The 24487-nt window shown below is 72.8% G+C and carries 21 protein-coding genes, 1 tRNA gene and 1 pseudogene; 13 read left to right on the top strand and 10 right to left on the bottom strand.

Annotation, left to right across the window (positions count from 1 at the left end):
• Positions 1 to 8: 8 nt before the first annotated feature.
• From ACFV0O_RS06090 to dnaK, 4 genes are all read right to left on the bottom strand, one after another.
• On the bottom strand, positions 9 to 530 hold the full coding sequence (locus tag ACFV0O_RS06090; RefSeq protein ID WP_380337208.1) for a heat shock protein transcriptional repressor HspR: 522 nt from the start codon (positions 528 to 530) through the stop codon (positions 9 to 11).
• 16 nt (positions 531 to 546) lie between these two features.
• Positions 547 to 1710 (bottom strand): molecular chaperone DnaJ, encoded by a 1164-nt coding sequence (gene dnaJ, locus ACFV0O_RS06085; RefSeq protein WP_380336967.1) that lies wholly within the window; start codon positions 1708 to 1710, stop codon positions 547 to 549.
• A gap of 146 nt (positions 1711 to 1856) precedes the next feature.
• Positions 1857 to 2474 carry a nucleotide exchange factor GrpE gene (gene grpE, locus ACFV0O_RS06080; protein WP_380336964.1) on the bottom strand — a complete coding sequence of 206 codons (618 nt, stop codon included), beginning with the start codon at positions 2472 to 2474 and terminating at the stop codon, positions 1857 to 1859.
• Entirely contained in the window at positions 2471 to 4318 is a 1848-nt protein-coding gene (gene dnaK / locus ACFV0O_RS06075) for a molecular chaperone DnaK (RefSeq protein ID WP_380336961.1), read from the bottom strand. Before dnaK ends, grpE begins: the two co-directional genes overlap by 4 nt.
• Before the next feature lie 378 nt (positions 4319 to 4696).
• Here dnaK and ACFV0O_RS06070 point away from each other — a divergent pair, with 378 nt between their 5' ends.
• The 4 genes and pseudogenes from ACFV0O_RS06070 to ACFV0O_RS06055 all read left to right on the top strand — a co-directional run bounded on the left by ACFV0O_RS06070 (position 4697) and on the right by ACFV0O_RS06055 (position 10602).
• The gene (locus ACFV0O_RS06070; RefSeq protein WP_360253886.1) at positions 4697 to 6922 is read left to right on the top strand and encodes a (Fe-S)-binding protein; all 2226 of its coding nucleotides are present in this window, start codon (positions 4697 to 4699) and stop codon (positions 6920 to 6922) included.
• A 347-nt stretch (positions 6923 to 7269) separates the two neighbouring features.
• Positions 7270 to 8343, top strand: a pseudogene (locus ACFV0O_RS06065) (sugar phosphate nucleotidyltransferase); the annotation flags it as partial.
• Positions 8344 to 8596: 253 nt separating this feature from the next.
• Positions 8597 to 9625: a Yip1 family protein gene (locus ACFV0O_RS06060; protein WP_380336958.1), complete on the top strand. Its 1029-nt coding sequence runs from the start codon at positions 8597 to 8599 to the stop codon at positions 9623 to 9625.
• 86 nt (positions 9626 to 9711) lie between these two features.
• Entirely contained in the window at positions 9712 to 10602 is an 891-nt protein-coding gene (locus ACFV0O_RS06055) for a metal-dependent hydrolase (RefSeq protein ID WP_380336955.1), read from the top strand.
• A 114-nt stretch (positions 10603 to 10716) separates the two neighbouring features.
• On the opposite strand, the gene dcd is transcribed toward ACFV0O_RS06055, so the two are convergent.
• Positions 10717 to 11292, bottom strand: a complete 576-nt coding sequence (gene dcd / locus ACFV0O_RS06050) for a dCTP deaminase (RefSeq protein WP_360253880.1) — start codon at positions 11290 to 11292, stop codon at positions 10717 to 10719.
• Positions 11293 to 11363: 71 nt separating this feature from the next.
• Positions 11364 to 11585, bottom strand: coding sequence for a hypothetical protein (locus ACFV0O_RS06045; RefSeq protein ID WP_030056617.1), 222 nt, complete (start codon positions 11583 to 11585; stop codon positions 11364 to 11366).
• Positions 11586 to 11859: 274 nt separating this feature from the next.
• On the opposite strand from ACFV0O_RS06045, the gene ACFV0O_RS06040 reads away from it, so the two are divergent.
• The 8 genes from ACFV0O_RS06040 to ACFV0O_RS06005 all read left to right on the top strand — a co-directional run bounded on the left by ACFV0O_RS06040 (position 11860) and on the right by ACFV0O_RS06005 (position 18498).
• A tRNA-Gly gene (locus ACFV0O_RS06040) sits at positions 11860 to 11933 on the top strand.
• 85 nt (positions 11934 to 12018) lie between these two features.
• Positions 12019 to 12966 carry a lantibiotic dehydratase C-terminal domain-containing protein gene (locus ACFV0O_RS06035; protein ID WP_380336952.1) on the top strand — a complete coding sequence of 316 codons (948 nt, stop codon included), beginning with the start codon at positions 12019 to 12021 and terminating at the stop codon, positions 12964 to 12966.
• A gap of 91 nt (positions 12967 to 13057) precedes the next feature.
• Positions 13058 to 13978, top strand: a complete 921-nt coding sequence (locus ACFV0O_RS06030) for an ATP-binding cassette domain-containing protein (protein WP_380336949.1) — start codon at positions 13058 to 13060, stop codon at positions 13976 to 13978.
• Complete coding sequence (locus tag ACFV0O_RS06025) at positions 13975 to 14790, top strand: ABC transporter permease (RefSeq protein ID WP_380336946.1); 816 nt, start codon at positions 13975 to 13977, stop codon at positions 14788 to 14790. Before ACFV0O_RS06030 ends, ACFV0O_RS06025 begins: the two co-directional genes overlap by 4 nt.
• Before the next feature lie 71 nt (positions 14791 to 14861).
• Positions 14862 to 16037: a sensor histidine kinase gene (locus tag ACFV0O_RS06020; RefSeq protein ID WP_380336943.1), complete on the top strand. Its 1176-nt coding sequence runs from the start codon at positions 14862 to 14864 to the stop codon at positions 16035 to 16037.
• Positions 16034 to 16642 carry a DNA-binding response regulator gene (locus ACFV0O_RS06015; RefSeq protein ID WP_380336941.1) on the top strand — a complete coding sequence of 203 codons (609 nt, stop codon included), beginning with the start codon at positions 16034 to 16036 and terminating at the stop codon, positions 16640 to 16642. Before ACFV0O_RS06020 ends, ACFV0O_RS06015 begins: the two co-directional genes overlap by 4 nt.
• A 228-nt stretch (positions 16643 to 16870) precedes the next feature.
• Positions 16871 to 17245 carry an ACT domain-containing protein gene (locus tag ACFV0O_RS06010; RefSeq protein WP_380337206.1) on the top strand — a complete coding sequence of 125 codons (375 nt, stop codon included), beginning with the start codon at positions 16871 to 16873 and terminating at the stop codon, positions 17243 to 17245.
• Between the two features lie 116 nt (positions 17246 to 17361).
• A complete protein-coding gene (locus ACFV0O_RS06005) occupies positions 17362 to 18498 on the top strand; it encodes a M20 family metallopeptidase (RefSeq protein ID WP_380336938.1) in 1137 nt (378 codons plus the stop codon).
• Between the two features lie 133 nt (positions 18499 to 18631).
• On the opposite strand, the gene ACFV0O_RS06000 is transcribed toward ACFV0O_RS06005, so the two are convergent.
• A complete protein-coding gene (locus tag ACFV0O_RS06000; protein ID WP_380336935.1) occupies positions 18632 to 19747 on the bottom strand; it encodes a nucleotide disphospho-sugar-binding domain-containing protein in 1116 nt (371 codons plus the stop codon).
• Between the two features lie 205 nt (positions 19748 to 19952).
• The gene (locus ACFV0O_RS05995) at positions 19953 to 20735 is read right to left on the bottom strand and encodes an alpha/beta fold hydrolase (protein WP_380336933.1); all 783 of its coding nucleotides are present in this window, start codon (positions 20733 to 20735) and stop codon (positions 19953 to 19955) included.
• Positions 20736 to 21063: 328 nt separating this feature from the next.
• Between ACFV0O_RS05995 and ACFV0O_RS05990 the strand changes: the two genes are divergently transcribed.
• Positions 21064 to 21543, top strand: coding sequence for a hypothetical protein (locus tag ACFV0O_RS05990; protein ID WP_360253854.1), 480 nt, complete (start codon positions 21064 to 21066; stop codon positions 21541 to 21543).
• 611 nt (positions 21544 to 22154) lie between these two features.
• Here the strand turns inward: ACFV0O_RS05990 and ACFV0O_RS05985 are convergent.
• Positions 22155 to 22802 carry a response regulator gene (locus ACFV0O_RS05985; RefSeq protein ID WP_380336930.1) on the bottom strand — a complete coding sequence of 216 codons (648 nt, stop codon included), beginning with the start codon at positions 22800 to 22802 and terminating at the stop codon, positions 22155 to 22157.
• A gap of 73 nt (positions 22803 to 22875) precedes the next feature.
• Positions 22876 to 24201, bottom strand: coding sequence for a sensor histidine kinase (locus ACFV0O_RS05980; protein WP_380336927.1), 1326 nt, complete (start codon positions 24199 to 24201; stop codon positions 22876 to 22878).
• Positions 24202 to 24487: the final 286 nt, after the last annotated feature.

Here is a 24487-nt window from a genome sequence, read left to right as displayed (position 1 = left end):
GGGCCGGGTCAGCGCTTGGGGCGCCAGACGACGAGGGCGCTGGAGTGCGGGGTGGGCGGCTGGTAGGGGACGAGGTCGCGGCGGTAGGAGGCGTGGACGGCGGCCTCGCGCTGCTGGAGGGCGGTGGCGGCGCCCTCCAGGGAGTCGACCAGTTCGGCGATGCGGGACTGGAGGGCGGTGACCTGGTTCTCCAGCTCGATGATCCGCTTGATGCCCGCCAGGTTGATGCCTTCGTCCTGGGAGAGCCGCTGGACCTCGCGCAGTTGCTGGATGTCGCGGGCGGAGTAGCGGCGGCCGCGGCCGGCGGTGCGGTCGGGGCAGACCAGGCCGAGGCGGTCGTACTGGCGGAGGGTCTGCGGGTGCAGGCCGGACAGTTCGGCGGCCACGGAGATGACGTAGACCGGGGTGTCCTCGGTGAGGACGTACGCCGGCGGGGCCGAGGGGGCCCGGCGGGTGCGGCGGGTGCCGTCGCCGGGCAGGCCTTCGCCGATGCCGGGGCCGATCGGGCCGTCGTGGTTGATCGGATTCATCGGGGACATCTGGTCGTCACGCTCCCTTCGCCGCCCGGAAGAGGGCTGCTCGCGGATCGTCGGAGGCGGTGGCCTCGCGGTACTGCTCCAGGGCGTTCAGCGCGTCGCCGCTGACGTGCTGGGGCACCACGACCTCGACGGTGACGAGGAGGTCGCCGCGGGTGCCGTCCTTGCGGGTGGCGCCCTTGCCGCGGGCGCGCATGGTGAGGCCGTTGGCGCTGCCCGGGGGGAGTTTGAGCTTCACGCCGGGGCCGCCGAGGGTGGGTACCTCGATGGTGGCGCCGAGGGTGGCCTCGGGGAAGGTGACGGGGACGGTGACGGTGAGGTTGTCGCCCTTGCGGCCGAAGACCGGGTGCGGGTCGACGTGCACGGTGACGTAGAGGTCGCCGGGCTGTCCGCCGCGTTCGCCCTGGGCGCCCTTGCCCTTGAGCCGGATGCGCTGGTCGGCCTGGACGCCGGCCGGGATGCGGACCTGCATGGTGCGGGCGGAGCTGGCCCGGCCGCTGCCGTGGCAGTCGGTGCACGGGTCGTCGACGATCATGCCCCGGCCGCGGCAGTCCTTGCACGGCTCGGAGAGCGCGAAGGCGCCCTGGCCGCGGCTGACGGTGCCCGCGCCGACGCAGGTGGGACAGACCCGGGGGGTGGTGCCGGACTTGGCGCCGGTGCCGTTGCAGGTGCGGCAGGGCGCCTGGCTGGTCATCCGCAGCGGGACGGTCGCGCCGTCGACGGCTTCCTCGAAGGAGAGCGTCACCTCGGTCTCGACGTCGGCGCCGCGCCGGGGCTGGGCCTGTCGGGGGCCGCCGCGGTTGAAGAGGCCGCCGAAGACGTCGCCGAGTCCGCCGCTGCTGGCGCCGCCGCCCTGGTTGCCGCTGAAGAGGTCGCCGAAGTCGAAGCTGTAGTTGCCGGCGCCGCCGGGGCCGCCGCCGGCCCGGAAACCGCCGTTGGCGAAGAGGCTGCGGGCCTCGTCGTACTCCTTGCGGCGCTTCTCGTCGGAGAGGACGTCGTACGCCTCGGAGATGTCCTTGAACCGCTCCTCGGCCTTGGCGTCACCCTTGTTGGCGTCGGGGTGGAACTCGCGCGCGAGCTTGCGGTAGGTCTTCTTGATCTCGGTGGCGGTGGCGTCCTTGGGCACGCCCAGGACTTTGTAGTAGTCCTTCTCCACGTAGTCCTTACCGCTCACGGCTTGAGCCACCTCCCGATGTCCATCGTCACTGGGCTGTCAACGGCGCGCGGGGACGCGGCTGTCGACAGAGCGCTGCGGAGCCGGCCGCCGTACTGGCCGGCGTACGACTCCGCAGCGCACTGGTTTTCGGCTGTCACAGGGTGTCAGCTGTCCGAGCCGCCGTCGGACTTGTCCGCGTCGCCCGACTTCGCGTCGGTGTCGGCGGCCGGCTGGGTGCCCGGCTGGGGCTCCGCGACGGCGACCATCGCCGGGCGGATGATCCGCTCGCCGATGCGGTAGCCGGGCTGGAGGACCTGCACGCAGGTGTCCTCGGTGACGTCCGAGGAGTAGCTGTGCATCAGCGCCTCGTGCATGGTCGGGTCGAAGGGCTCGCCCTCCTTGCCGAACTGCTGCAGGCCCAGCTTGGCGACGACCGTCTCCAGGGACTCGGCGACGGACTTGAAGCCGCCGGTGACCTCGCCGTGCTCGCGGGCGCGGCCGATGTCGTCCAGGACGGGGATCAGGGACTCCAGGATGTTGGAGACCGCGATCTCGCGGACCGTCAGCCGGTCGCGCTCGACCCGCTTGCGGTAGTTCTGGTACTCGGCCTGCAGGCGCTGCAGGTCCGCGGTGCGCTCGGCCAGCTCGCGCTTGGCGGTGGCGAGCTCCTCCGGGGAACCCTCGGCGGCACCGGCCGACGCGGCTTCCTCGGCGGCCTTGATCACGGCCTCTTCGGCGGCGGAGTCGTCGCCGGGCTTTCCGCCCTGCGGCTTGTCCGTCATGCCGACGCACCGCCCTTGGGCTTCTCGTCGTCCACGATCTCGGCGTCGACGACGTCGTCGTCGGCCTTGGCCTGGGCGGAGTCGCCGGCCCCGGCGGCACCGGCGGTGGCGTCGGCGTTGGCGTACAGCGCCTGGCCGAGCTTCTGCGCGGTGGTGGAGACCTTCTCCGAGGCTTCGCGGATCTTCGCGATGTCCTCGCCCTTCAGGGCCTCCTTGAGCTCGCCGATGGCGGTCTCGACCTCGGTCTTGACGTCGCCGGGGAGCTTGTCGGCGTTGTCGGCGATGAACTTCTCGGTCGAGTAGACGAGCTGCTCGGCGGAGTTGCGGGTCTCGACGGCCTCGCGGCGCTTGTGGTCGTCCTCCGCGTACTGCTCGGCCTCGCGGCGCATGCGGTCGACCTCGTCCTTCGGCAGCGAGGAGCCGCCGGTGACGGTCATCTTCTGTTCCTTGCCGGTGCCGAGGTCCTTCGCGGCCACGTGCATGATGCCGTTGGCGTCGATGTCGAAGGTGACCTCGATCTGCGGCAGGCCGCGCGGCGCCGGCGGCAGGCCGGTCAGCTCGAACATGCCGAGCTTCTTGTTGTACGCGGCGATCTCGCGCTCGCCCTGGTAGACCTGGATCTGCACGGACGGCTGGTTGTCCTCGGCCGTGGTGAAGATCTCGGAGCGCTTGGTCGGGATCGTGGTGTTGCGCTCGATCAGCTTGGTCATGATGCCGCCCTTGGTCTCGATGCCGAGGGACAGCGGGGTGACGTCGAGCAGCAGGACGTCCTTGACCTCGCCCTTGAGGACACCGGCCTGGAGCGAGGCGCCGATGGCGACGACCTCGTCCGGGTTGACGCCCTTGTTGGCGTCCTTGCCGCCGGTCAGCTCGCGGACGAGCTCGGCGACGGCCGGCATGCGGGTGGAGCCGCCGACGAGGACGACGTGGTCGATCTCGGAGAGCGAGATGCCGGCGTCCTTGATCACGTTGTGGAACGGGATCTTGCAGCGCTCCAGCAGGTCCGAGGTCAGCTGCTGGAACTGGGCCCGGGTGAGCTTCTCGTCCAGGTGCAGCGGGCCCTCGGCGGAGGCCGTGATGTAGGGCAGGTTGATCGAGGTCTCGGAGGACGAGGACAGCTCGATCTTGGCCTTCTCGGCGGCCTCGCGCAGACGCTGCAGGGCCATCTTGTCCTTGGACAGGTCGACGCCGTGGCCGCTCTGGAAGACCTTGACCAGGTGGTCGACGACCTTCTGGTCCCAGTCGTCACCACCGAGGTGGTTGTCACCGTTGGTGGCCTTCACCTCGACGACCCCGTCGCCGATCTCCAGCAGGGAGACGTCGAAGGTGCCGCCGCCGAGGTCGAAGACCAGGATGGTCTGGTCGTCCTTGTCGAGGCCGTACGCGAGGGCGGCCGCGGTCGGCTCGTTGACGATGCGCAGGACGTTGAGGCCCGCGATCTCACCGGCCTCCTTGGTGGCCTGGCGCTCGGAGTCCGAGAAGTACGCCGGGACGGTGATGACGGCGTCGGTGACCGTCTCGCCCAGGTAGGCCTCGGCGTCCCGCTTCAGCTTCTGCAGGATGAAGGCGCTGATCTGCTGCGGGTTGAAGTCCTTGCCGTCCAGGTTGATCTTCCACCCGGTGCCCATGTGGCGCTTGACCGAGCGGATGGTCCGGTCGACGTTGGTGACCGCCTGACGCTTGGCCACCTCGCCGACCAGGACCTCGCCGTTCTTGGCGAAGGCGACGACGGACGGCGTGGTCCTGGCGCCCTCGGCGTTCGTGATGACGGTGGGCTCGCCACCCTCCAGAACGCTGACGACCGAGTTCGTCGTACCGAGGTCGATGCCGACCGCGCGTGCCATCGTAGATACCTCCACGGAAGAGTTGAGCTTTACGGGCTCAAGGATGCATGACCCGGTGGGCAGCGTCAACAGGCATGAGTGTGAGTCGCTCAACTTTGCTGAGCCGGACCGTGCCGCGGTGGCCCGGCGGAGCGGCTCCGGGGGCGGGTGGATCCGGTGGGGTACGGACGGTCCGTCCGGGCGGGGGGCCGCGGTCCCGTCGTGGCGGGGGTGCGGACACGTGACTGCCGCCATAGCTTGGGAACCTTCTGGAGAGCTGTTGGCGACCTGTAATGTCCGGGCCGTCGGCCCGGCAAGTTACCGACCAGTACACTCAAGTCGACAACCCTAGAACCGCAGAGACTGCTCAACCGCAAAGCCGCAGGAGACGGAGAGCCGATGCAGCTAGCAGCGATCGTCATCTCGCTGGTCACATTCGTGATCGGCACCGCGCTCGCCGCCCGTGCGGCGCTGTACATCTACAAGGTGGTGCGCACCGGGGCGGCGGACTCCACCCGCTTCGGACAGCCCGCCCAGCGCGTCAAGACCGTGGCCGTCGAGTTCGTCGGCCACACCAGGATGAACCGCTGGGGGATCGTGGGCATCGCCCACTGGTTCGTCGCCGTCGGCTTCTTCAGCCTGGTGCTGACCATCGTCAACGCCTTCGGCCAGCTGTTCGACGCCGACTTCGCGCTGCCGATCATCGGTCACTGGATGATCTGGCAGCTCTTCGTCGAGCTGGTCGGCACCCTGACCACGCTGGGCATCCTGACCCTGATCGTGATCCGGCTGATGAGCCTGCCGTCGCGGTCCGGCCGCAAGTCCCGGTTCGCCGGCTCGATCGCCTGGCAGGCCTTCTACGTCGAGTACACCATCCTCGGCATCGGCCTCTGCATCCTGATGCTGCGCGCGCTGGAGGGCGCCCTCGACGGCGTCGACTCGTACGGACCGGAGCACCTGGTCTCGTACCCGCTGGTCTCCGCGCTCAGCGGGCTGTCGCACGGCACGCTGGAGAACCTGATCTACCTGTTCGCGATGCTGAAGATCTGCATCTCGTTCGCGTGGGCCACCACCATCGGCATCAACCCCTCGATGGGCGTCGCCTGGCACCGCTTCCTCGGCTTCTTCAACATCTACTTCAAGCGCGAGGAGGACGGCGGCACCGCCCTCGGCGAGCTCCGTCCGATGACCAGCAACGGCCAGCCGATCGACTTCGAGGACCCGGCCGACGACGCCGTCTTCGGCGTCTCCCAGGTCGAGCACTTCTCCTGGAAGGGCATCCTCGACTTCTCCACCTGCACCGAGTGCGGCCGCTGCCAGTCGCAGTGTCCGGCCTGGAACACCGGCAAGCCGCTCTCGCCCAAGCTGCTGATCATGAGCCTGCGCGAGCACGCCTTCGGCAAGGCGCCGTACCTGCTGGCCGGCGGCGGCAAGGACGCGGAGGGGAACGAGCAGGCCACCCCCGAGCAGCTCAAGGACGTCCCGGCGGCCGCCCTGGCCGAGGCCGAGCGCCCGCTGATCGGCACCGCCGAGGAGAACGGCGTCATCGACCCGGACGTCCTGTGGTCCTGCACCACCTGCGGCGCCTGCGTCGAGCAGTGCCCGGTGGACATCGAGCACATCGACCACATCGTCGACATGCGCCGCTACCAGGTGATGATCGAGAGCAACTTCCCGACCGAGGCCGGGACGATGCTCAAGAACCTGGAGAACAAGGGCAACCCGTGGGGCATGGCCACCAAGGCCCGCCTCGACTGGGTCAAGGAGCTCAAGAAGGACACCGGCATCGAGGTGCCGGTGATCGGCGAGGACATCGACCCCGCCGAGGTCGAGTACCTCTACTGGGTCGGCTGCGCCGGCGCCCTGGAGGACCGCGCCAAGAAGACCACCAAGGCCTTCGCCGAGCTGCTGCACACCGCGGGCGTGAAGTTCGCCATCCTCGGCAAGGAGGAGACCTGCAGCGGTGACTCCCCGCGCCGCCTGGGCAACGAGTTCCTGTTCCAGATGCTCGGCGCGCAGAACGTGGAGACGCTGAACGCCGCGCTGGAGGACGCCCCGACCAAGCGGATCGTGGCCACCTGCCCGCACTGCTTCAACACCATCGCCAACGAGTACCCGCAGCTCGGCGGTCACTTCGAGGTGATCCACCACACCCAGCTGCTGCAGCACCTGATCGACGAGGGCAAGCTCGTCCCGGTCAACCCGGTCGAGGGCCTGATCACCTACCACGACCCCTGCTACCTGGGCCGCCACAACAAGGTCTACAGCCCGCCGCGCGAGATCATGGACAAGGTCCCCGGTCTGCGCCAGCAGGAGATGCACCGCCACAAGGAGCGCGGCTTCTGCTGCGGCGCCGGCGGCGCCCGGATGTGGATGGAGGAGCGCATCGGCAAGCGGATCAACACCGAGCGCGTGGACGAGGCGCTGTCGCTCAACCCCGACATCGTCTCCACCGCCTGCCCGTTCTGCCTGGTGATGCTCTCCGACTCGGTCAACGGCAAGAAGAACGAGGGCGCGGCCAAGGAGCACCTGAAGGTCGTCGACGTCGCCCAGCTGCTGCTCGACTCGGTGAAGGCCACCCCGCCGGCCGAGGCCGAGGAGCACCCGGAGACCGTGGACGCGTAGCCGTCCGCGGCCCCGAAGCCCGCTGTTCGACAGTTCTGCTACAACTGCCCGGCCCGGTGGACGCCGCCAACGCGCCCGCCGGGCCGGGCTTTCGGGGTACTGCGGTGGCCCTCGGCGGTACGGCGGGCGGACGGGGAGTGACGTCCGTCGCACGGGCGCCGGACGGGCATTCGGTTGGAAGGAAATACAGTAGGCGCCGGACCGGCTCCGTGCCGGTCCACCCGTTCCGGGCGCAAGGCCGGACGGGCGCCGACCCGCGCCGGCCGGACGGACGGGTCCAGAACACCGACGGAGGCGCCGGCCCGCCGGGCCGGACCGCAGAGACCACAAGGGGAACAGCGCAGACCATGACCGAGGCGATCATGCTGGTCGGTGGTAAGGGCACGCGACTGCGTCCGCTGACCACCCACACCCCCAAGCCCATGCTGCCCGTGGCAGGCGTCCCCTTCATCGCGCACCAGCTGGCCCGGGCGGCCGCCGCCGGCGTCACCCGCGTCGTGCTGGCCACCTCGTACCTGGCCGAGGTGTTCGAGGACCACTTCCAGGACGGCACCCCCTACGGCATCGAGCTGGTCTACCTGACCGAGCGCGAGCCGCTGGGCACCGGCGGGGCCATCCGCAACGCCGCCTCCGGCCTGACCTGCGGCCCCGACGAGCCGGTCCTGGTCTTCAACGGCGACATCCTCTCCGGCGTCGACATCGCCGCCCTGCGCGACGGCCACGTGGCCGCCGGGGCCGACGTCACCCTGCACCTCACCCGGGTCGAGGACCCGCGCGCCTTCGGCCTCGTCCCGACCGACGAGAACGGGCGGGTACTGGAGTTCCTGGAGAAGCCGGAGACGCCCGAGCAGATCGTCACCGACCAGATCAACGCCGGCTGCTACGTCTTCACCCGCTCCGTGATCGACCGGATCCCGGCCGGCCGCGAGGTGTCCGTCGAGCGCGAGACCTTCCCCGAGCTGCTGGCCACCGGCGCGCTGCTGCGCGGCGTGGTCGACACCTCGTACTGGCTGGACCTCGGCACCCCCGCCGCCTTCGTCCGGGGCTCGGCCGACCTGGTGCTCGGCAAGGTCGACTCCCCGGCCGTCCCCGGTCCGACCGGCGACGCCCTGCTGCTGCCCGGCGCCACCGTCCACCCGGGCGCGGTGCTCAGCGGCGGCACCGTGATCTCCGCGGACGCGGTGGTCGAGGCCGGTGCGATCGTCGAGGGCAGCGTGATCCTGCCGGGCGCGGTGATCGGCCCGGACACCCTGGTCAAGGACTCGATCGTGGGCGCCTACGCCACCGTCGGCGACCGCTCGGCGCTGGACGGCGCGGTGATCGGCGACGGCGCGATCGTGGAGTCGGACAACGAGCTCCCGACCGGCATCCGGATCGCCTGCGGCACCCTGCTGCCGGTCGGTGCCGTCCGGACCTCGGCCGGCCCGGGCGGCTGCCCGGCCGGTACCAGCGCGGCGGCGGCGGTGCACGGCCCGTCGGTCACCGCGCAGCGGTAGTCCGGCCCTCCCGGGCCGCTCCGGCTCCTCCGGTCCTCGGGTCGCGCGCGATCCGGCCGTCCGGTTTCCCGGGGGCCCCGGGGCGGCTTTCGGCCCTGTTCGTCTCAGCCTCGCTGCAAACCGGCCCCGGCTCCGTCAGAGGCCGACGGGGCCCGGGCCGGACGGGTACCTTCAGAGCGTGGCTGGTAATCGATACGACAGCGGTCAGGGCTCCGACCGCCCGCACGGCGGGTGGTCGGCCCCTCCGCCGCCGCCGGGGGCGCCCGGGGGGCACGGGCGGACGGACGGGCCGGAGTTCTTCACGGCCCCGCACCCGGGAGCTGCGGGGGGCCCGGCGGGAACGGCCGACGACGGGTACGACCCGTACGCGGCCGACCGGCCGGGGAACACCCGCGCGTTTCCGACGCGCGACCCGTACCCGGGCGGCGGCCCGTACGGGCAGGAACCCCCGCACCAGGGCCACTACGACCAGCGGCAGTACGACCAGGGGCAGTACCCGGACCAGGGCCGGTACGGGCAGTACCCGCCGGACGGCTACGCCCACGACGGTCACGGGCAGCAGCAGCCGTACGGGCAGCAGGCGCACGAGCAGCAGGGGTCGTACGGCCAGGACAACGTCGCCGTCTACCGGGCCGGCGGCCAGTCGGCCCCGCACGTCGCCGGCCCCCGGCCGCACTGGCGCGAGCTGTTCGTCGGCCTCTTCCGCAGCCCGACCGCGATGTTCGACCGCACCCGTGACCACCAGGTCTGGCTGCCCGCCCTCACCGTCTCGCTGCTGTACGGCTCGCTCGCGGTGCTCGGCATCGGGCTGACCCACGACGACATCGTCAACTCCACCTTCACCGTCGCACTGACCGGCATCCTCGCCGCCGCCGTCTGCTTCACCGTCGTCGGCGCGGTCTTCGGCGGGGTCACCTACGCGCTGGCCCGCCAGCTGGGCGGCGACGGGCCGTGGAAGTCGACCGTCGGCCTGGCCGCGCTCATCGGCTGGCTCACCGACGCCCCCCGGCTGCTGCTCGACCTGGTGCTGCCCTCCGGCAGCCCCGTCGTCCAGGTCGTCGGCTGGGCGACCTGGGCGCTCTGCGCGTACCTGCTGACCTGCATGGTCCGGCGGCTGCACGACCTGCCCTGGGGCAAGGCCGCCGCCGCCTCGGCGCTGCAGCTGATCGCCCTGCTGGTGCTGATCAAGCTGCCGACACTGGGCTGACGGGCGAAGGGCAGAATGGTGGACGGGCCGCGGCCGAGCGCCGGGGCCCGTCCACCCTCGTCGTCCCACGTCCACCGGAGCCAGGCATGACCCTCCCCACCACCCACGTCAGCTTCCCGGCCGGGGCGGTGACCGGCGAGTCCCCGGTGCTCGCGGTGCACCCGCTGGCCGACGGCCGGTACGCCGTCGTGACCGCGGCGACCCCGTTCCACCCGCTCGACCACACCTGGCCCGACCAGCCCGCCGACCACGGCACCCTCACCGTCGACGGCACCGGGTTCGCCGTCGTCGACTGCCTGACCGGCGCCGTGGGCCCGGAGGACGACGCGCTGCTGGTCGGCGCCGACATCCCGGTCCGGCGCGGTGACGAGGAATGGTCCTGGCTGGTCCTGCACGTCCTCGACGCCGACCCCGGCGACCTCACCGGCCGCACCGCCGCGCTCGCCGTCGACGCCGGCCGCCGGGGAGCGCTCAGCGCCTCCCACAGCGGCTGCCACCTGCTCGCCCTCGCCCTCAACGCGGCGCTCGCCCCGCGCTGGCGCAAGGACCCGGGCCGCTCGGACGCCTTCGGCAACCCCGACTTCGACAGCCTGGCCATGGCGAGCTCGGTGATGGACACCGAGGCCAGCACCGACACCTACCGGCTCGGCAAGTCGCTCAAGAAGAAGGGCTTCACGACGGACGCCACCGAGGAGTTCCCCGCCCTGGCCGACGCCCTGCCCGCGCTCACCGAGGACGTCAACGCCCGGCTCGCCGCCTGGGTCGCCGCCGACGCCCCGGTCCGCATCGAGGTGCCCGGTCCCGAACTCACCGCCCGCCGCCAGTGGCACTGCGAGCTCCCCGAGGGCGGCGCGCAGATCTTCTGCGGCGGCACCCACCTGCACCACCTCGGCGAGCTGGCCGAACTGCGCACCGAACTGCGGCTGTCCGAGGACGGCACCGAACTGGTCGCCGTCACCAGCCCCAAGCGGGCCTGAGGTCCGCCGGAAGCACCGGGAGCGGGCCTGGGGTCCGCCGGAAGCACCGCGGGCGGCCACCCCTCACCGTGAGGGGTGGCCGCCCGTCTGCGTGCGGCTCCGCGGGTCTGCGGATCAGACCTTGCTGCGGTGGAAGTTCAGGTAGGAGCGGGACGGCGTCGGGCCGCGCTGGCCCTGGTAGCGCGAGCCGTAGCGCTCCGAGCCGTACGGGTGCTCCGACGGCGAGGAGAGACGGAACAGGCAGAGCTGCCCGATCTTCATGCCCGGGTACAGCTTGATCGGCAGCGTCGCGACGTTCGACAGCTCCAGCGTCACGTGGCCGCTGAAGCCGGGGTCGATGAAGCCCGCCGTGGAGTGGGTGAGCAGGCCCAGCCGGCCCAGGCTCGACTTGCCCTCCAGCCGGGAGGCCACGTCCTCGGGCAGCGTGATGACCTCGTACGTCGAGGCCAGCACGAACTCGCCCGGGTGCAGGATGAACGCCTCTTCGCCCTCCGGCTCGACCAGCCGGGTCAGGTCCGGCTGCTCCTCGGAGGGGTCGATGTGCGGGTACTTGTGGTTCTCGAACACGCGGAAGAAGCGGTCGAGGCGCACGTCGATACTCGACGGCTGGATCATCGCCGGGTCGAACGGGTCGATGGAGACCCGGCCCAGGTCGATTTCGGTCCGGATGTCCTTGTCAGAGAGCAGCACGCTTCGAGGTTACGTGCAAGAAAGGGCCCCGGACGAATCCGTCCGGGGCCCACGCATCCGTCCGCCCGCCGTCAGGCCAGGAACTCCGCGGCCTCCAGCCGCATCGCCTGCGCCAGTTGCGGCTCCGACAGCTCCCGCACGTCGGCCAGCACCGAGCTCCGCAGCCGTCCGCACTGCGGACAGCGGATCAGCCGACCGGGGCCGAGCCGGCCCGGACCGAGGTTCTGCATCGGGAACGTGGTGGTGCTGAACAGGTGCCCCTCGGCACAACGAACGACGGCGCGCTGCTCCATCGATCCCCTTCCCATCCCTAACCAGTACTCACCGGTACTCACACGCCCGGCGGCCGAGCCCCGGGACAGCGTCACATTAGGGGATGTTCCGGACATTCCTCATCGTGGCTCGCCGCCCCGACCCCACCCGCCGGAGCACTCGTACGCGGCCCACACAGTACGCCCCGGCGCCCGCCCCCACCCGGCGCCGCCGCGCCCCCGGACCCCTCGTGCAAGCGCAGTCACGGATGGGGTACAGTGACACTGGATCGAGCGGTCTCTGACGGCTCATCAGGCGGGCGTAGTTTAATGGTAGAACATGAGCTTCCCAAGCTTAGAGCGCGAGTTCGATTCTCGTCGCCCGCTCCACTACCGAAAGCCGCAGGTCATACGACCTGCGGCTTTCGGTAGTGGAGCGATTCGGTCCGTCGCCTCCTTCTCGACCCACCAAGTGGTGGTGGTTCCCGCTTCACCCCTGACTGGTCCCACCAAGTGGTGGTTACCCGCCTACCGCACCCGTACGGCCCTCAAGCCCAGCCCGTTCGGCACCCTGACGACGGTCGGCGCCGCCGCCCTCCCGGCACCGCTCACGGACGGTCCGGTGCCGTCCTCCGGCGGCGGCTCCGCCGTCCACGCCGCGGTCTCTTCCTCCCGGGCCGCCGCGCTGCACCTGCTGCACCTGTGGGCCTGTGCACAGGAGGCGCCCGACTGGATCCGGCTCCTGCCCCACCCGGGTGTCCGTGACGGCCTGGCCGCTCTGCTGCTGTACGGCCACGCGGCCGCCCTCGACGCGCTCGCCGCCGACGCGAACGACCCGCCCGGACCGTTCCCGCCCCGGCGCGCCGTGGTCAAGCGGCTGTACGAGCCGGAGTACGCCAAGTTCGGCGGACCGGACGGCGTGGCCCTGGCCGAGCGGCTCATGCAGCGGGGCAGCGAGGCCGCCCTGCTGTGCGCGGGCCCCCGGCACCGGGCGCGGCGCACCACGATCGCCGCCGCCCACACCCACCTCGTCACCGCCCACCTGCCGCCGACGCAGCGCACCGCGTTCCTGCACCAGTACGCGTGGTACTGGGCCGGCCGCGGTCGCCGCGACGCCCCCTCGCCGCGCGCCCTGCCCCGGCTCGCCCCCGGCGACGCCCGGGCCGTCCGGCGGGCCGAGGTGCTGCACGGCCGGGTCGGCGACGTCCTCGCCGACCGGGAACTGGGCCCCGTCCTCGGGTCCTACGCCGACGACTTCTGGCGGCTGGTGGGCGAGGCCGGCCTCGCCAGGCCCGACTACCTGACCGCCTTCCACCACATCCACCTCATGAACAACCGGCTCGGTGTGGTGCCGGGAGAGGAGTTCCAGATCGCCCGGCTGCTGTGGTTGCACCGCATCGCGGGGGCCGCCCGCGCGGCATGACGAAAGTCATGGTGACGGTGGTGCGGAACGCCTCCGGAACCCGTGCGGTCCGCTCTACTGCCGCGACCGGCGGATTTCCTAAGGTCGAAGCATGAACACCGAATCCGTGATCCGGGTCGCCGACCTGCGTGTCGACTACGGAGCGAAGACCGCCGTGGCCGGCATCAGTTTCGACGTGCGCCCGGGTGAGGTGGTCGCGCTGCTCGGCACCAACGGCGCAGGCAAGACGACCACCATGGACGTGCTGGAGGGCTATCTGCGGCCCGCGTCGGGCAGCGTCACGGTGCTCGGCCACGATCCGTTCACCGAGCGCGCGCGCATCGCCCCGCAGATCGGCATCATGCTGCAGGAGGCGGGCTTCTTCGGCGAACTCACCGTCGCCGAGACGGTGCGCGCCTGGCGCCGCTTCACCCCGAACGCGGCCTCCGTCCAGGACGCGCTGCGCCTGGTCGACCTGGAGGACCGGGCCAGGACCAGGGTCGGCCGGCTCTCCGGCGGCGAACGCCGCCGGCTCGACCTCACGCTCTCCGTCCTTGGCCGGCCCCGGCTGCTGTTCCTCGATGAACCCACCACCGGACTCGACCCCGAATCCCGCCGTGAGACCTGGCGGTTCCTCAAGCGGATGGTCGAGGACGGCATGACCATGCTGCTGACGACGCACTACATGGAAGAGGCCGAGTACCTCGCCGACCGCGTCGCCATCATGGACCACGGCCGCATCGTGCGGCACGGACGGGTGGACGAGGTCCTCGCCCAGGAGGCGAGCACGCGGATCTCCGTGACCGCCGACGCCACCGTCAACGCCCGTACCCTGCCGCCGTTCCCCGGCACCGAGGTGGGCGAGGCCGACGGCCGCGTCACCCTCGTCGCCGACGACCCGCAGCCCGTCCTGCGGCTGCTGCTGAAGTGGGCCGACGACAACGCGGTCCGCCTGCGCGGCCTCGAAGTGCGCTCGGCATCCCTGGAGGACGTCTTCCTCGACGTCGCCGCGACCGGAAAGGGACGGTCATGACCTGGCTGCGTCTCACCTCCTCCCAGTTCCTGCTCTCCCAGCGCGTGTACTGGCGCGACCTCGGCTTCGCCCTCACCGGAGCGCTGCTGCCGCTCGGGCTGAGCCTCGCCTACTCGATCAGCCAGCACGGCAAGGGCGAGATCGACGGCTACGACACCGGCGTCTACCTGCTGCCGGGGTTCGCCGGCTTCGTGCTGCTGTGGATCGTCTACAACGTCATCAACTCCGCGGCCTCCCGCCGCGACAAGCTCGTCTACAAGCGGCTGCGCGGCACGGCGCTGCCCGACACCGCGATCCTCACCGGGGAGGCGGCCAGCGGCAGCGTCACCAGCCTCCTGCAGGTGGTGGTCCTCCTGGTGGTGGGCACCCTGGCGATCGACGCCCCGGCCCCGCACAACCCCCTGCTGCTGCTCCTCGGCATCGTGCTCGGCGCCGTCGCCTTCTCGCTGCTGGCCATCGGGCTGTCCGGGCTGCTGCCCTCCGGCGAGGTCTCCACCTGGATCGTGACTCCGGTGATCCTGGCGATGATGATGACCTCGGGAATCGCCATGCCGATCAGCGAACTGCCCGGCTGGGCCCAGCACGTGGCCCCCTACCTGCCCTCCAGCCCGGTCGTGGAGATCGTCCGCACCGCCTGGCTCGGCCGTGACTTCGCGAGCGACCCGACGGTGGCCGGTGTCCCGGCCGCGGTCGACCTGGTCGGCTCCTTCAAGGCCTGTGCCCAGCCGATCGGCATCCTGTGCGCCTGGGCCGGCCTGTCCTTCTCCATGGGCAAGCGCTTCTTCCGCTGGGACCCGCGCCGGTCCGGCTGAAGCGCCGGGCCCCGAAACGTGTCGATAGGGTCGAAGGACACCAAATCGAGTCGCGAAGGGGGGATCCGCAGGTGGGAGCTCGAACTCCGGCCGCAGTGGCCCGCATCGTGGCGTGGCTCATCCTGCTGACCGCGGCCGTCTTCCTCGCCGAGGGGCTGGTGCTGTGGCTGCGCCACCGCCCGTCGCTCGGCCTGGTCTGCCTCGCCGCCGTCGGCCTGCTGGCCTTCGCCGTCACGTTCTCCCGCACCGTGTACGACGTCGTCGCCCGCAGCGGCGCACGCGACCGGCACGTGCCGGACGTGGCGATCTGCACCAGCGTCGCGTTCGCCCTGCTGCTCCTGCTGGGCGGAGCCTGGGGCGCGCTGCCCTCCCTGGCCGCGTGCGCCGCCGTCGTCTCGCTGAGCGCCCGCCGCTCGGTCTGGGCCGCCACCGGCATCCTCCTCGGCATGGTCCTGTCCGGTCTGCTCCTCGGCATGCCCACGGACCTGGTGGTGGACGTCGTCGTCCGCAGCGTGGTCACCGTGGTGGTGGTCGGGGCCCTCGGCCTGCTGCCGTCCTTCGCCCGCGAGATCCACGACAACCGGGCCGAACTGGCCCGGCTGGCGGTCGTCGAGGAGCGGCTGCGCTTCGCCCGTGACCTGCACGACGTGCTCGGCCACGGCCTGTCGGTCGTCGGCATGAAGATGGAGGTGGCGCTGCTCCTGCTGCGCAACGATCCCGACCGTGCCCGCACCGAGATCGAGCAGGCGCTCGCTGTCTCGCGCGGGTCCGTGTCCGATCTGCGCTCCCTGGTGCGGGGCTACCGTCAGCCGTCCCTGGAGTCCGAACTGGAGGGCGTCCGCTCGGTCCTGCGGTCCGCCGGCATCGCGTGCCGCACCGACCAGGTGCCGCCGGACGTCCCGCAGCCGCTGCAGGACGCGGCCGGCTGGGTCGTCCGGGAGGGCGTCACCAACGTGCTGCGGCACAGCGCTGCCACCGAGTGCCGCATCAAACTCCGGGTCGACGACGGCCGCCTGCTCGTCGAGGTCGCCAACGACGAGGCCCGTCCGAACGACGCGTCCGACGGCAACGGCCTGCGCGGTCTGCGCGAGCGCCTCACCGACATCGGTGGCGAGCTGACCGCCGGACCGGACGGCAGCGGGGGCTTCCGGCTCCTGGCCCACGCCCCGCTGCAGCACACCGCATTCGGTCCGGCGGCCCGCGACCGGACCGCGCACGAACGCACCGCGCAGAGGGGACCCGCATGACGATCCGCATCGCCGTCGCCGACAACGAGGCCTTCATCCGCGACTCGCTGTCCGTGCTGCTCTCCGCGCACGACGACCTCGACGTCGTGGCCACCGCGGCGGACGGTACCGGCGCCGTCGCTGCCGTGCTCGCGGGCGGTGTCGACGTGGCGGTCCTCGACCTCGACATGCCGGTGATGGACGGACTCGCCGCCGCCGAGGCCATCCGGAACGGCTCGACCGCGTGCGGGATCGTCGTCCTGACCAGCCACGGCCGCCCCGGCCACCTCCAGCGCGCGCTGAGCCTCGGCGTCCGGGGCTTCGTCACCAAGGACACCCCGGCCGCCCGGCTCGCCGAGGTGGTCCGCACCGTGCACCGCGGCGGCCGGTACATCGACCCGGAGATCGCCACCGACGCCCTGACCCTCGGCGAGAACCCGCTCTCCGCCCGCGAACGCGAGGTCCTCGGGCTGGCCGGCGACGGCCTGTCCACCGCTCGCATCGCGGCCCGCACGCACCTCGCCGAGGGCACCGTCCGCAACTACATGTCCTCGGCGCTCACCAAGCTCGGCGTCGACAACAAGCTCGCCGCCTACCAGCGCGCGAAGGAAACGGGCTGGCTGTAACCAGTCCCGACCGAACGGGCCGGCCGCCACCGGATCGACTGCAACACGAGGGGGACCACATGGAATCCGGTGCGATCGGTACCATGAGTGTCATGGACCCGACCGACTTCCGCGACCTCGGGGACGTCCTTCCCGGGGCGAGGAGCCTCTACGAGGCCCTGCACGCCGCACCCGAACCGTCCGGGCAGGAGGAGGAGGAGCGGGCGGTCCTACGATCGGTGGGTGACTATGGCGGGCGCGCAGCAGCTGCGCATTCTTGAGGGGGACCTGTGCGTCGAGCGGGCGGTCGACGAGGGGGTGGCGCTGGCGTCGCGCTGGGTCTCGCTGGTCCGGGCCCCGGAGGGGCTGACGGTGGTGCGGGAGGTGGACGCGGGGGCGGACGGCGCGTCCGTCGAGCGGTGGAGGGCGTTGTACAGCGGTGACAGCGCGCACGGGCTCGACCTGCCGGGTGTGTTGTCGCGGCTGATCGCGCCGTTGGCGGCGGCCGGGGTGCCGGTGTTCGTGGCGTCGACGTACGACGCGGACCTGGTGCTGGTGCCCGCGGAGCGGTTGGCCGGGGCGGTCGCGGCCCTCCGGACGGCCGGGCACCGCGTCGAGGAGTAGGGGCGGGAGGCCGGCGGGGCGGGAGACCGCCCCCGGGTGCGGTGGCGCGGGGGCGGCCGGGTTCGATGGAGGGGTTCTTCGCCCGGCGCGGGCGATCCGCCCCGTCTGCCCGGGAGATGACGATGCACAGCAGTGCCGACGTACGTGTCGAGGAGATGCTCGACGATCTGCGCAGGCTCGTCGAGGTCGAGTCCCCGTCCCGTGACCCGGAGGCGCTGCGGGCCTCCGCCGGGGTCGTCGCGGAGATGATCGAGCGCAGGCTGGGCGGGCGGGCCGTCCTGGTGGAGAGCGGGGCGGGGCCGCACGTCCACTGGTCGGGCGGCGGGGAACCCCGGGTGCTGGTGCTCGGCCACCACGACACGGTGTTCCCCCTCGGCACGCTCGCCCGGCGGCCCTTCCGGCTGGAGCAGGGCCGGGTGACCGGGCCGGGCGTGTTCGACATGCTCGGTGGTCTCGTGCAGGCCGTCCACGGGCTGGCGGCGCTGGACGACCGGACGGGTGTGGAGATCCTGGTGACCGCCGACGAGGAGGTCGGTTCCGGCGCCTCCCGGGCGCTGATCGAGGAACGGGCCCGGGCCTGCGGCGCGGTCCTGGTGTTCGAGGGGGCGGGCGAGGGCGGCGCCCTGAAGACGGGGCGCAAGGGCTGCGGCACCTTCGAACTGTCCGTCAGGGGGCGGGCGGCGCACGCCGGGCTGGAGCCGGAGGCGGGTGTCAACGCGCTGGTCGAGGCGGCACACCAGGTGCTGGACCTGGCGGCGCTGAGCCGTCCGGAGGCCGGGACGACGGTGACGCCGACCATGGCGTCGGCGGGGACCACCGACAACGTGGTGCCGGCGGAGGCGACGGTGACCGTGGACGTCCGGGTCGAGACGGAGGGGGAGAAGGAGCGGATCGAGTCGGCGTTCGCGAACCTGCGCCCGCACCTCGACGAGGTCGAGATCGTGGTCCGGGGCGCCGTGGGCCGGCCACCGATGCCGCGGTCGTCGTCGGAGCGGCTGTTCCGGCTGGCGCGCCGGCTGCTCCCGGGCGTCGAGGGCGTGGCGGTCGGCGGTGGCAGCGACGGGAACTTCACCGCCGCCCTGGGAGTGCCGACGCTCGACGGCCTGGGCGCGGTCGGTGGCGGTGCCCACGCCGACCACGAGTACGTCGTGGTCGACGCGATGGTGCCGCGGGCGCGGCTGGTGACCGGACTGGTGGAGGCGATCCGGGAGGAGTTCGGCCCGGCCGGCGCGCCGCGCGCGGCCGACCGCTGACCCGACCGGACCGGCTGAGCGGCCGGACGGACGGCGCGGCCCGGCAGCCGGGGAGGCTGCCGGGCCGTCGCGTTCGGTGGTGCGGTGCGGTGCGCGGTTCAGTGCGGTGCGCTGCGGTGCGCGGAGCCGTGGCTCAGCGGGTGGCGAGGGCTTCGAGGGCGGGGACGAGGTCGGCCGGGGCGGGCAGGGCCGCGTTCTCGGCCCGGAGCCGGTGGGCGGCGTCGCGGAGGTCGGGGTCGGTGACCAGCCGGTCGAGGAGGGGGGTGTCCACCTCGTCGGACGCGGAGCTCAGCGCGGCGCCGCTCGCGGTGAGGGCCTCGGTGTTGATGAAGTGGTCGGCGCCCTGCGGGAGGAGCAGCTGGGGCAGGCCGGCCTGGAGGGCGGTCAGCATGGTGCCCGAGCCGCCGTGGTGGATCAACGCGTCGGCGCGGCCGAGCAGTTCGTTGAGCGGGACCCATGGCAGTCCGCGGACGTTGGCGGGCAGGGTGCCGAGCGGGGCGAGGTCGGCGCCGCCGACCGCGAGCAGGAAGTCCGCGTCGACCTCGGCCGCGGCCTCGACCAGGCGGACGACCGCCCGGACGCCGTCGAGTTCGGCGAGCACGGTGCCCAGGGTGACGACGATCCGGGGCCGGTCGGCGGGGCGGAGGAACTCGGTCGGGACGATGCCGCCGCCGTTGTAGGGGACGTAGCGCATCGGCAGGCCGTCCGGGTCGCCGCCGAGCGGGCCGACGTTGAGCGCGGTGGAGGCGGCGGGGCCGTCCAGGCCGTGCCGCTCGTAGACGTCGGTGAAGTGGGAGGCGAGCAGGCCGGTCATGGGGAGGCCCGCGCTGACCCCGAAGTTGTTGACCACCGACGGGATCTTGAGCTTCGTGGCCACCAGCGGGGCGGCGGCCTGGAAGGAGTCGTGGACGAGGAGGTCGGCGCCCCACTCGGTGGCGGCCTCCAGCAGCCCGTCGACGGAGGGTCGGGAGGCGTGCGCGAAGATCCCGGCCGCCATGTCGAAGATCTCGTCCTGCGACCTGTTCGGGGCGACGTACTCGATCTTGCCCTGAAGCCGCTCCTCGAACAGCTCCCGCAGGACCCGGCCGTCGCCGATCTCGACGACGGGGAAGCCTGCGCTGCGGACCTGGTCGAGCGGCTGCCCGCAGGCGAACAGGACCTCGTGCCCGGCGGCGCGCAGCGCCTGGGCGGTCGGCACCATCGGGAAGAGGTGGCCGGCCGCAGCGGGGCCGGTGAAGAGTATGCGCATGGTGAACTCCTTGCCAATGAAGCTGACTAAGCAGTCTCACCTTGACAGTTGACGTTCAGTCAATTTCATTCCGATCTCCGGGCTCGGTTATCGGCCGTTCTGTGCAGGGGCTTGTCATGCGGGCGGGGGTGTGCTCCGCACCCCCGCCGTCCGCCCCTGCCGTCCGCCCCTGCTTCCGTCGTCCGCCCGGTGTCCGCGGCGCCGTTCACGCGGCGTCGAGGAACTCCCGGACGGTCTTGGTGAACGCCTCGGTCTCCTCGGCGAGCACGATGTGGCCGGTGTCGAACTCGGCGTAGACGCTGCCCGGGAGGGCGGCGTGCAGGCGCCGCGCGTTCTGCACGGGGACGGTGGCGTCCTGGGCGCAGCCGATCACCAGGGCCGGGGCCTGGACCCGGGGGAGCAGCGGGGTGAGGTCGAGGGCGAGGTTCAGGGCGATGTGCCGCAGGGTGCCGGGAGTCGGCCGCATGTAGGCGGTGTTGGCCTCGACGGCGGCGCGCCCGATCCGGTCGAGGAAGCCGCTGCTGAAGGCGGTGAGGGTGGCGTAGCCGCCGAAGGCGTCCGGGTGGTCGGCGAGCGACAGCCAGGTGGCCATGGAGAGGCGCAGGTACTCGTCCTGTTCGGCGCTGATCCAGCCGGCGGCGGCGACCAGCCGGCGGACCTGCTCGGGGCGCCGGGCGGCTGCCGCGGTGGCGACGACGGCGCCGAGCGAGAAGCCGAAGACGTCGACGGGGCCCCGGCCGGCGTCGTCGATCACGGCGTTGACCTGGGCGGCGAGGGTTTCCAGGGTGAGCGGTGCGCCGTCGTCCTCGGCGGCCTCGCTGCCGGAGAGGTCGGGCAGCAGCACGGTGTAGCGGTCGGTGAAGGAGTCCAGCAGGCCGTCCCACATGCCGGAGCCGGGGCCGGTGCCGTGGACGAGGACGAGGGTGTCGGGGCCGTCGCCGACGACGCGGTAGGGGATGCGGGCGGTGCCGACGGTGATGGTGGGCATGGCAGGGTCCTCTCGAAGGCGGTGGTGCCGTGTGGTCGGCGGGTCGGTCCCGTCGGCGGCACAAGAAGTAAACTACACAGTGCAGAGCAATGATTCAACTGCACCGTGCAGTGCAATGAAGGGGTGTGGGAACGGTGAGGGGTGGAACTGTCCGTACTCGTCCACCGTCCAAGCAGTGACGGAACCCCAGCCCGGGTTGAACGCCGGGAGGAGTACGGAGGGCCCTGTGCAGTCAGGTGGTGCCGAACTCAACGTCGGGAGCCCGGGCGGGCGCCCCGGTGGTGCGCCGATCGCGCCCGCGCCGTGGTGGCCCGGCGTGGAGCACGGTGTGACGGTCGATCAACTCGATGCCGCCCGGCGCTGCGAGGCGCTGCTCCAGGACACCCTGGACGCCATCGACCCGACGCCGGCCTGGCAGGAGGCGCCCCCCGTGGCGGGTGCGCGGCTGCCGCGGCCGGGGCGCGGGTCGGCCGCGCTCTGGTACGTCACCCGGGGGCGGGACATCCTCACCGTCGTCTCGCTGCCGCGGCGGGCGGTGCTGGTGGACGTGGTGGAGCAGCACTGGCGCCGGAGCGGATGGACGATCACCTCGCTGAACGCCGGCAGGGACCGCCCGGGAGTCGCCGCGACCACTCGGGACGGCTACCGACTGGCGCTCTGCTTCGGGGAGTTGGGCGAGCCCGGCCTGACCGCGAGCTCACCCGGGGTGGCCCGCTCGGAGCAGATCCCGGTGCTGTCGGGAGAGGGGGGCCTCGGCCCGGCCCCGTTGCCGTACGTCTGCTGCCCGTACTGGAGCGCGCTGGCGTAGCCGGGGCCGGAAGGCCGAAAAGGGACCGGGGGAGGGGGGGGGGGGGGGCGGGCGGCGCCGCGCCCCCGCCCCCCCCCCCCCCCGCCCCGCCCCCCCGCGGCGCCCCCCCCCCCCCCCCCCCCCCCCCCCCGCCTCGCTGCGCGGCTTCGGCGCTGCCGCTCCCCCCGACACCCCGGCAGCCTCGCCGTCCCCCCTGGCTGCACCCTCCGGCGAGAGCGATCCGCACAGGCCCCGGCGAGTCCCCACCCCCGGGGACGTCGTTGATCTCACGCTAACAAACCGCGTGGTTGGTTTGTCAATAGTGAAATCCACGAAACATCCACATTGTGGTGATCAGCACGGACCGGCCCGGAGGGCGCCGGACCAGGCAGTTGTGCGCCCGCCGGCGTACCCGGCCGCCGGGCCGCGTGAACCGGGCCGGAGCGGGGCCGTGTGCGCCGCCGCCTGGAATCCGACATTCCGAGCATCATGGCAGCACGCAGCGACACCGCGCGAGCGCCCAGCGCAGCCGGGGTGCGGCCGGGCACGAGAGACGGGCGCGAGAGACGGGGTGAGGGGCGGGAGAGGCGGGACGTGAGAGCGCGGACGGGGGCAGCGGGGCCCCGGGCGGCTCAGCGCAGCAGCCGGCGCTCCTTGGCCACCGCCACCGCGCCCGCCCGGGTGTCCACGCCCAACTTGTCGTAGATCCGGCCCAGATGGGTCTTCACCGTGGCCTCGCTGATGAACAGCGCCCGCGCGATCTCGCGGTTGCCCAGACCCTGCGCCAGCTGTACCAGGATGTCCTGCTCGCGTTCGGTGAGCTGCGGCACCGGCGCCCGCATCTGCGCCATCACCCGGGAGGCGACCGGCGGCGAGAGCACCGTCCGGCCCTGCGCGGCCGCGTGCACGGCGGCGAACAGTTCCTCCGGCCGCTCGGCCTTCAACAGGTAACCGGTGGCGCCGGCGGCGATCGCCCGGGTGATGTCGGCGTCGGTGTCGTAGGTGGTGAGCACCAGGACGTGCGGCCCGTCCGGGGCGGCGGTGATCCGCCGGGTGGCCTCCACACCGTCGATGCCCTCGCCGAGCTGGAGGTCCATCAGCACCACCTGCGGCTCCAGCCGGGCGGCCAGCGCGACGGCCTCCTCCCCGGTGCTGGCCTCGCCGACCACCTCGATGTCGCCCGCGCTGGCGAGCAGCGCGAGCAGGCCGGCCCGGACCACCGCGTGGTCGTCGCAGACCAGCAGCCGGACGGGCGCGGTACGGGACGCAGCCGTGCTCATGCGTCCGCCCCGTTCCGTGCGGCGGGCGCTCCGCACGCCGCGCGCCTCGCGTCGACGGACCCGCGTCGCTCGCTCATCGGTGCTCCAATCGGTGCTCCAAGGGGACTGCGGCGGAGACCACGGTGCCCTCGCCGGGGGTGCTTTCCACGGTCAGCGTGCCACCGAGCTGCCGCAGCCGGGCCCGCATCGCGGGCAGACCGTACCCGCGGCCGCCCCCGGTGCCCGCGGCGGCCGGGTCGAAGCCCAGCCCGTCGTCCGCGATGTCCAGGACCGCCTGGTCACCGAGGAAGGACAGCGTGATCGCCGCGGCCGACGCCCCGGCGTGCTCCCGGACGTTGGCCAGCGCGCCCTGGGCGATCCGCAGCAGGGCGGACTGCGCGGCGGCGGGCAGCGGCACGGCCGTTCCGTCCAGGTGGAAGCGGACCGGCAGCCCGCTCTCGGCGGCCTCCCGGTCGGCCAGTGCCCGCAGCGCCTGGTCGAGCGCACGGCCGTCGGCGAGTTCGGCCGGCGCGAGGTCGTGGACGAAGCGGCGGGCCTCGGCCAGGTTCCGCGCGGCCACCTCGGCGGCGGTCCGGACGTGGCTGCGGGCGGTCGCCGGGTCGGCGTCCCAGGTGCGGTCGGCGGCCTGCAGCAGCATCTGCTGGCTGGACAGGCCCTGCGCCAGGGTGTCGTGGATCTCCATCGCCAGCCGCGCCCGCTCGGCCAGCGTGCCCTCCCGCCGTTCGGTGGCGGCGAGTTCGCGCCGGGTGCGGACCAGGTCGGCGATCAGCGCGCGCTGCCGGGCGGCCTGCCGGGCCATGAAGAGGAAGACGCCGGTGGCGAGCGCGGCGACCGCGGGCGGCAGCAGGACGAGCGTGGCGTCCGCCCCGCCGGGCAGCCGGATCTCGGCGATCACCACCAGCAGCGTCAGGGCGCCCACCAGGGGGATCGCCGCCTTCGCGGGCAGCGCCCGCAGCGCGGTGTAGATCAGCGGGACGGCGCACCAGGCGAAGCTCGGCGCGAGCAGCACCAGCACCACCCACAGTGCGACCACCAGCCCCAGCGGCCACCGGCGGCCGCGGCCCGACGCGGTCGGACGGTGGTGGTCGAGCCAGGAACCGGCCGGCTGGGCGACGGCCAGGGCGGCGCTCAGCCCGATCACCCAGGGGGCCCGGGGGCTGCCGGAGTGATGGGTGAGGTAGCGGTTGAGCGAGGCGGCGAGCAGCACCACGAAGGCGGAGTCCAGCAGCAGCGCCAGCCGGCCGGCGTCCGGGTCTCCGGCGTCCCGGGCGCCCCGGGCGGCGGTGCCCGGACGGACGGCGCCCTCGGTCCGCCCGGCCTGACCGGTGCGATCGGCGTGACCGGCGCGACCGGCGCGACCGGCGCCGCGCCGACCGGGGGCGGGGCGGGGCTGAGACACGGGTGGCTCCTGGTCGAACGGGCTGCGTACGGGCTGCGTACGGGCGGTGGGTCCGCACTGACCTGCACCGATCCCTCGATGGTGACCCGTCCGGCCCGGTCCCGCATCAGCCGATCGGTTGACGCCGCAGTCCTCCATCATGCCCGGACGCACGCGCCGGACCGTCGATGTGGCGGGCCCGCCCCCGGGCGGGGGGTGGGGGGGCGCCCCCCCGGGGGGGGGGCCGGCCCCCCCCCCCGCCCCCCCCCCCCCCCCCCCCCCCCCCCCCCCCCCCCCCCCCCCCCCA

The sequence above is a fragment of the Kitasatospora sp. NPDC059577 genome (assembly GCF_042735475.1).
In the GTDB taxonomy this organism is placed as follows: Bacteria; Actinomycetota; Actinomycetes; order Streptomycetales; family Streptomycetaceae; genus Kitasatospora.
The sequence above is the reverse complement of the archived record's forward strand: the minus strand, read 5'-3'. Positions and strand labels throughout refer to the sequence as shown.

Bases quoted from the DNA above. Each gene is read 5' to 3' on its own strand.
- ACFV0O_RS06045 (WP_030056617.1), bottom strand. From the start codon at position 11,585: ATGGAGCAGCGCGCCGTCGTTCGTTGTGCCGAGGGGCACCTGTTCAGC.
- ACFV0O_RS06005 (WP_380336938.1), top strand. From the start codon at position 17,362: ATGACGATGCACAGCAGTGCCGACGTACGTGTCGAGGAGATGCTCGAC.
- ACFV0O_RS06025 (WP_380336946.1), top strand. From the start codon at position 13,975: ATGACCTGGCTGCGTCTCACCTCCTCCCAGTTCCTGCTCTCCCAGCGC.
- ACFV0O_RS06090 (WP_380337208.1), bottom strand. From the start codon at position 530: ATGAATCCGATCAACCACGACGGCCCGATCGGCCCCGGCATCGGCGAA.
- ACFV0O_RS06070 (WP_360253886.1), top strand. From the start codon at position 4,697: ATGCAGCTAGCAGCGATCGTCATCTCGCTGGTCACATTCGTGATCGGC.
- ACFV0O_RS06030 (WP_380336949.1), top strand. From the start codon at position 13,058: ATGAACACCGAATCCGTGATCCGGGTCGCCGACCTGCGTGTCGACTAC.
- ACFV0O_RS06010 (WP_380337206.1), top strand. From the start codon at position 16,871: ATGGCGGGCGCGCAGCAGCTGCGCATTCTTGAGGGGGACCTGTGCGTC.
- ACFV0O_RS06000 (WP_380336935.1), bottom strand. From the start codon at position 19,747: ATGCGCATACTCTTCACCGGCCCCGCTGCGGCCGGCCACCTCTTCCCG.
- ACFV0O_RS05985 (WP_380336930.1), bottom strand. From the start codon at position 22,802: ATGAGCACGGCTGCGTCCCGTACCGCGCCCGTCCGGCTGCTGGTCTGC.
- ACFV0O_RS06015 (WP_380336941.1), top strand. From the start codon at position 16,034: ATGACGATCCGCATCGCCGTCGCCGACAACGAGGCCTTCATCCGCGAC.
- ACFV0O_RS06055 (WP_380336955.1), top strand. From the start codon at position 9,712: ATGACCCTCCCCACCACCCACGTCAGCTTCCCGGCCGGGGCGGTGACC.
- ACFV0O_RS05995 (WP_380336933.1), bottom strand. From the start codon at position 20,735: ATGCCCACCATCACCGTCGGCACCGCCCGCATCCCCTACCGCGTCGTC.
- grpE (WP_380336964.1), bottom strand. From the start codon at position 2,474: ATGACGGACAAGCCGCAGGGCGGAAAGCCCGGCGACGACTCCGCCGCC.
- dnaK (WP_380336961.1), bottom strand. From the start codon at position 4,318: ATGGCACGCGCGGTCGGCATCGACCTCGGTACGACGAACTCGGTCGTC.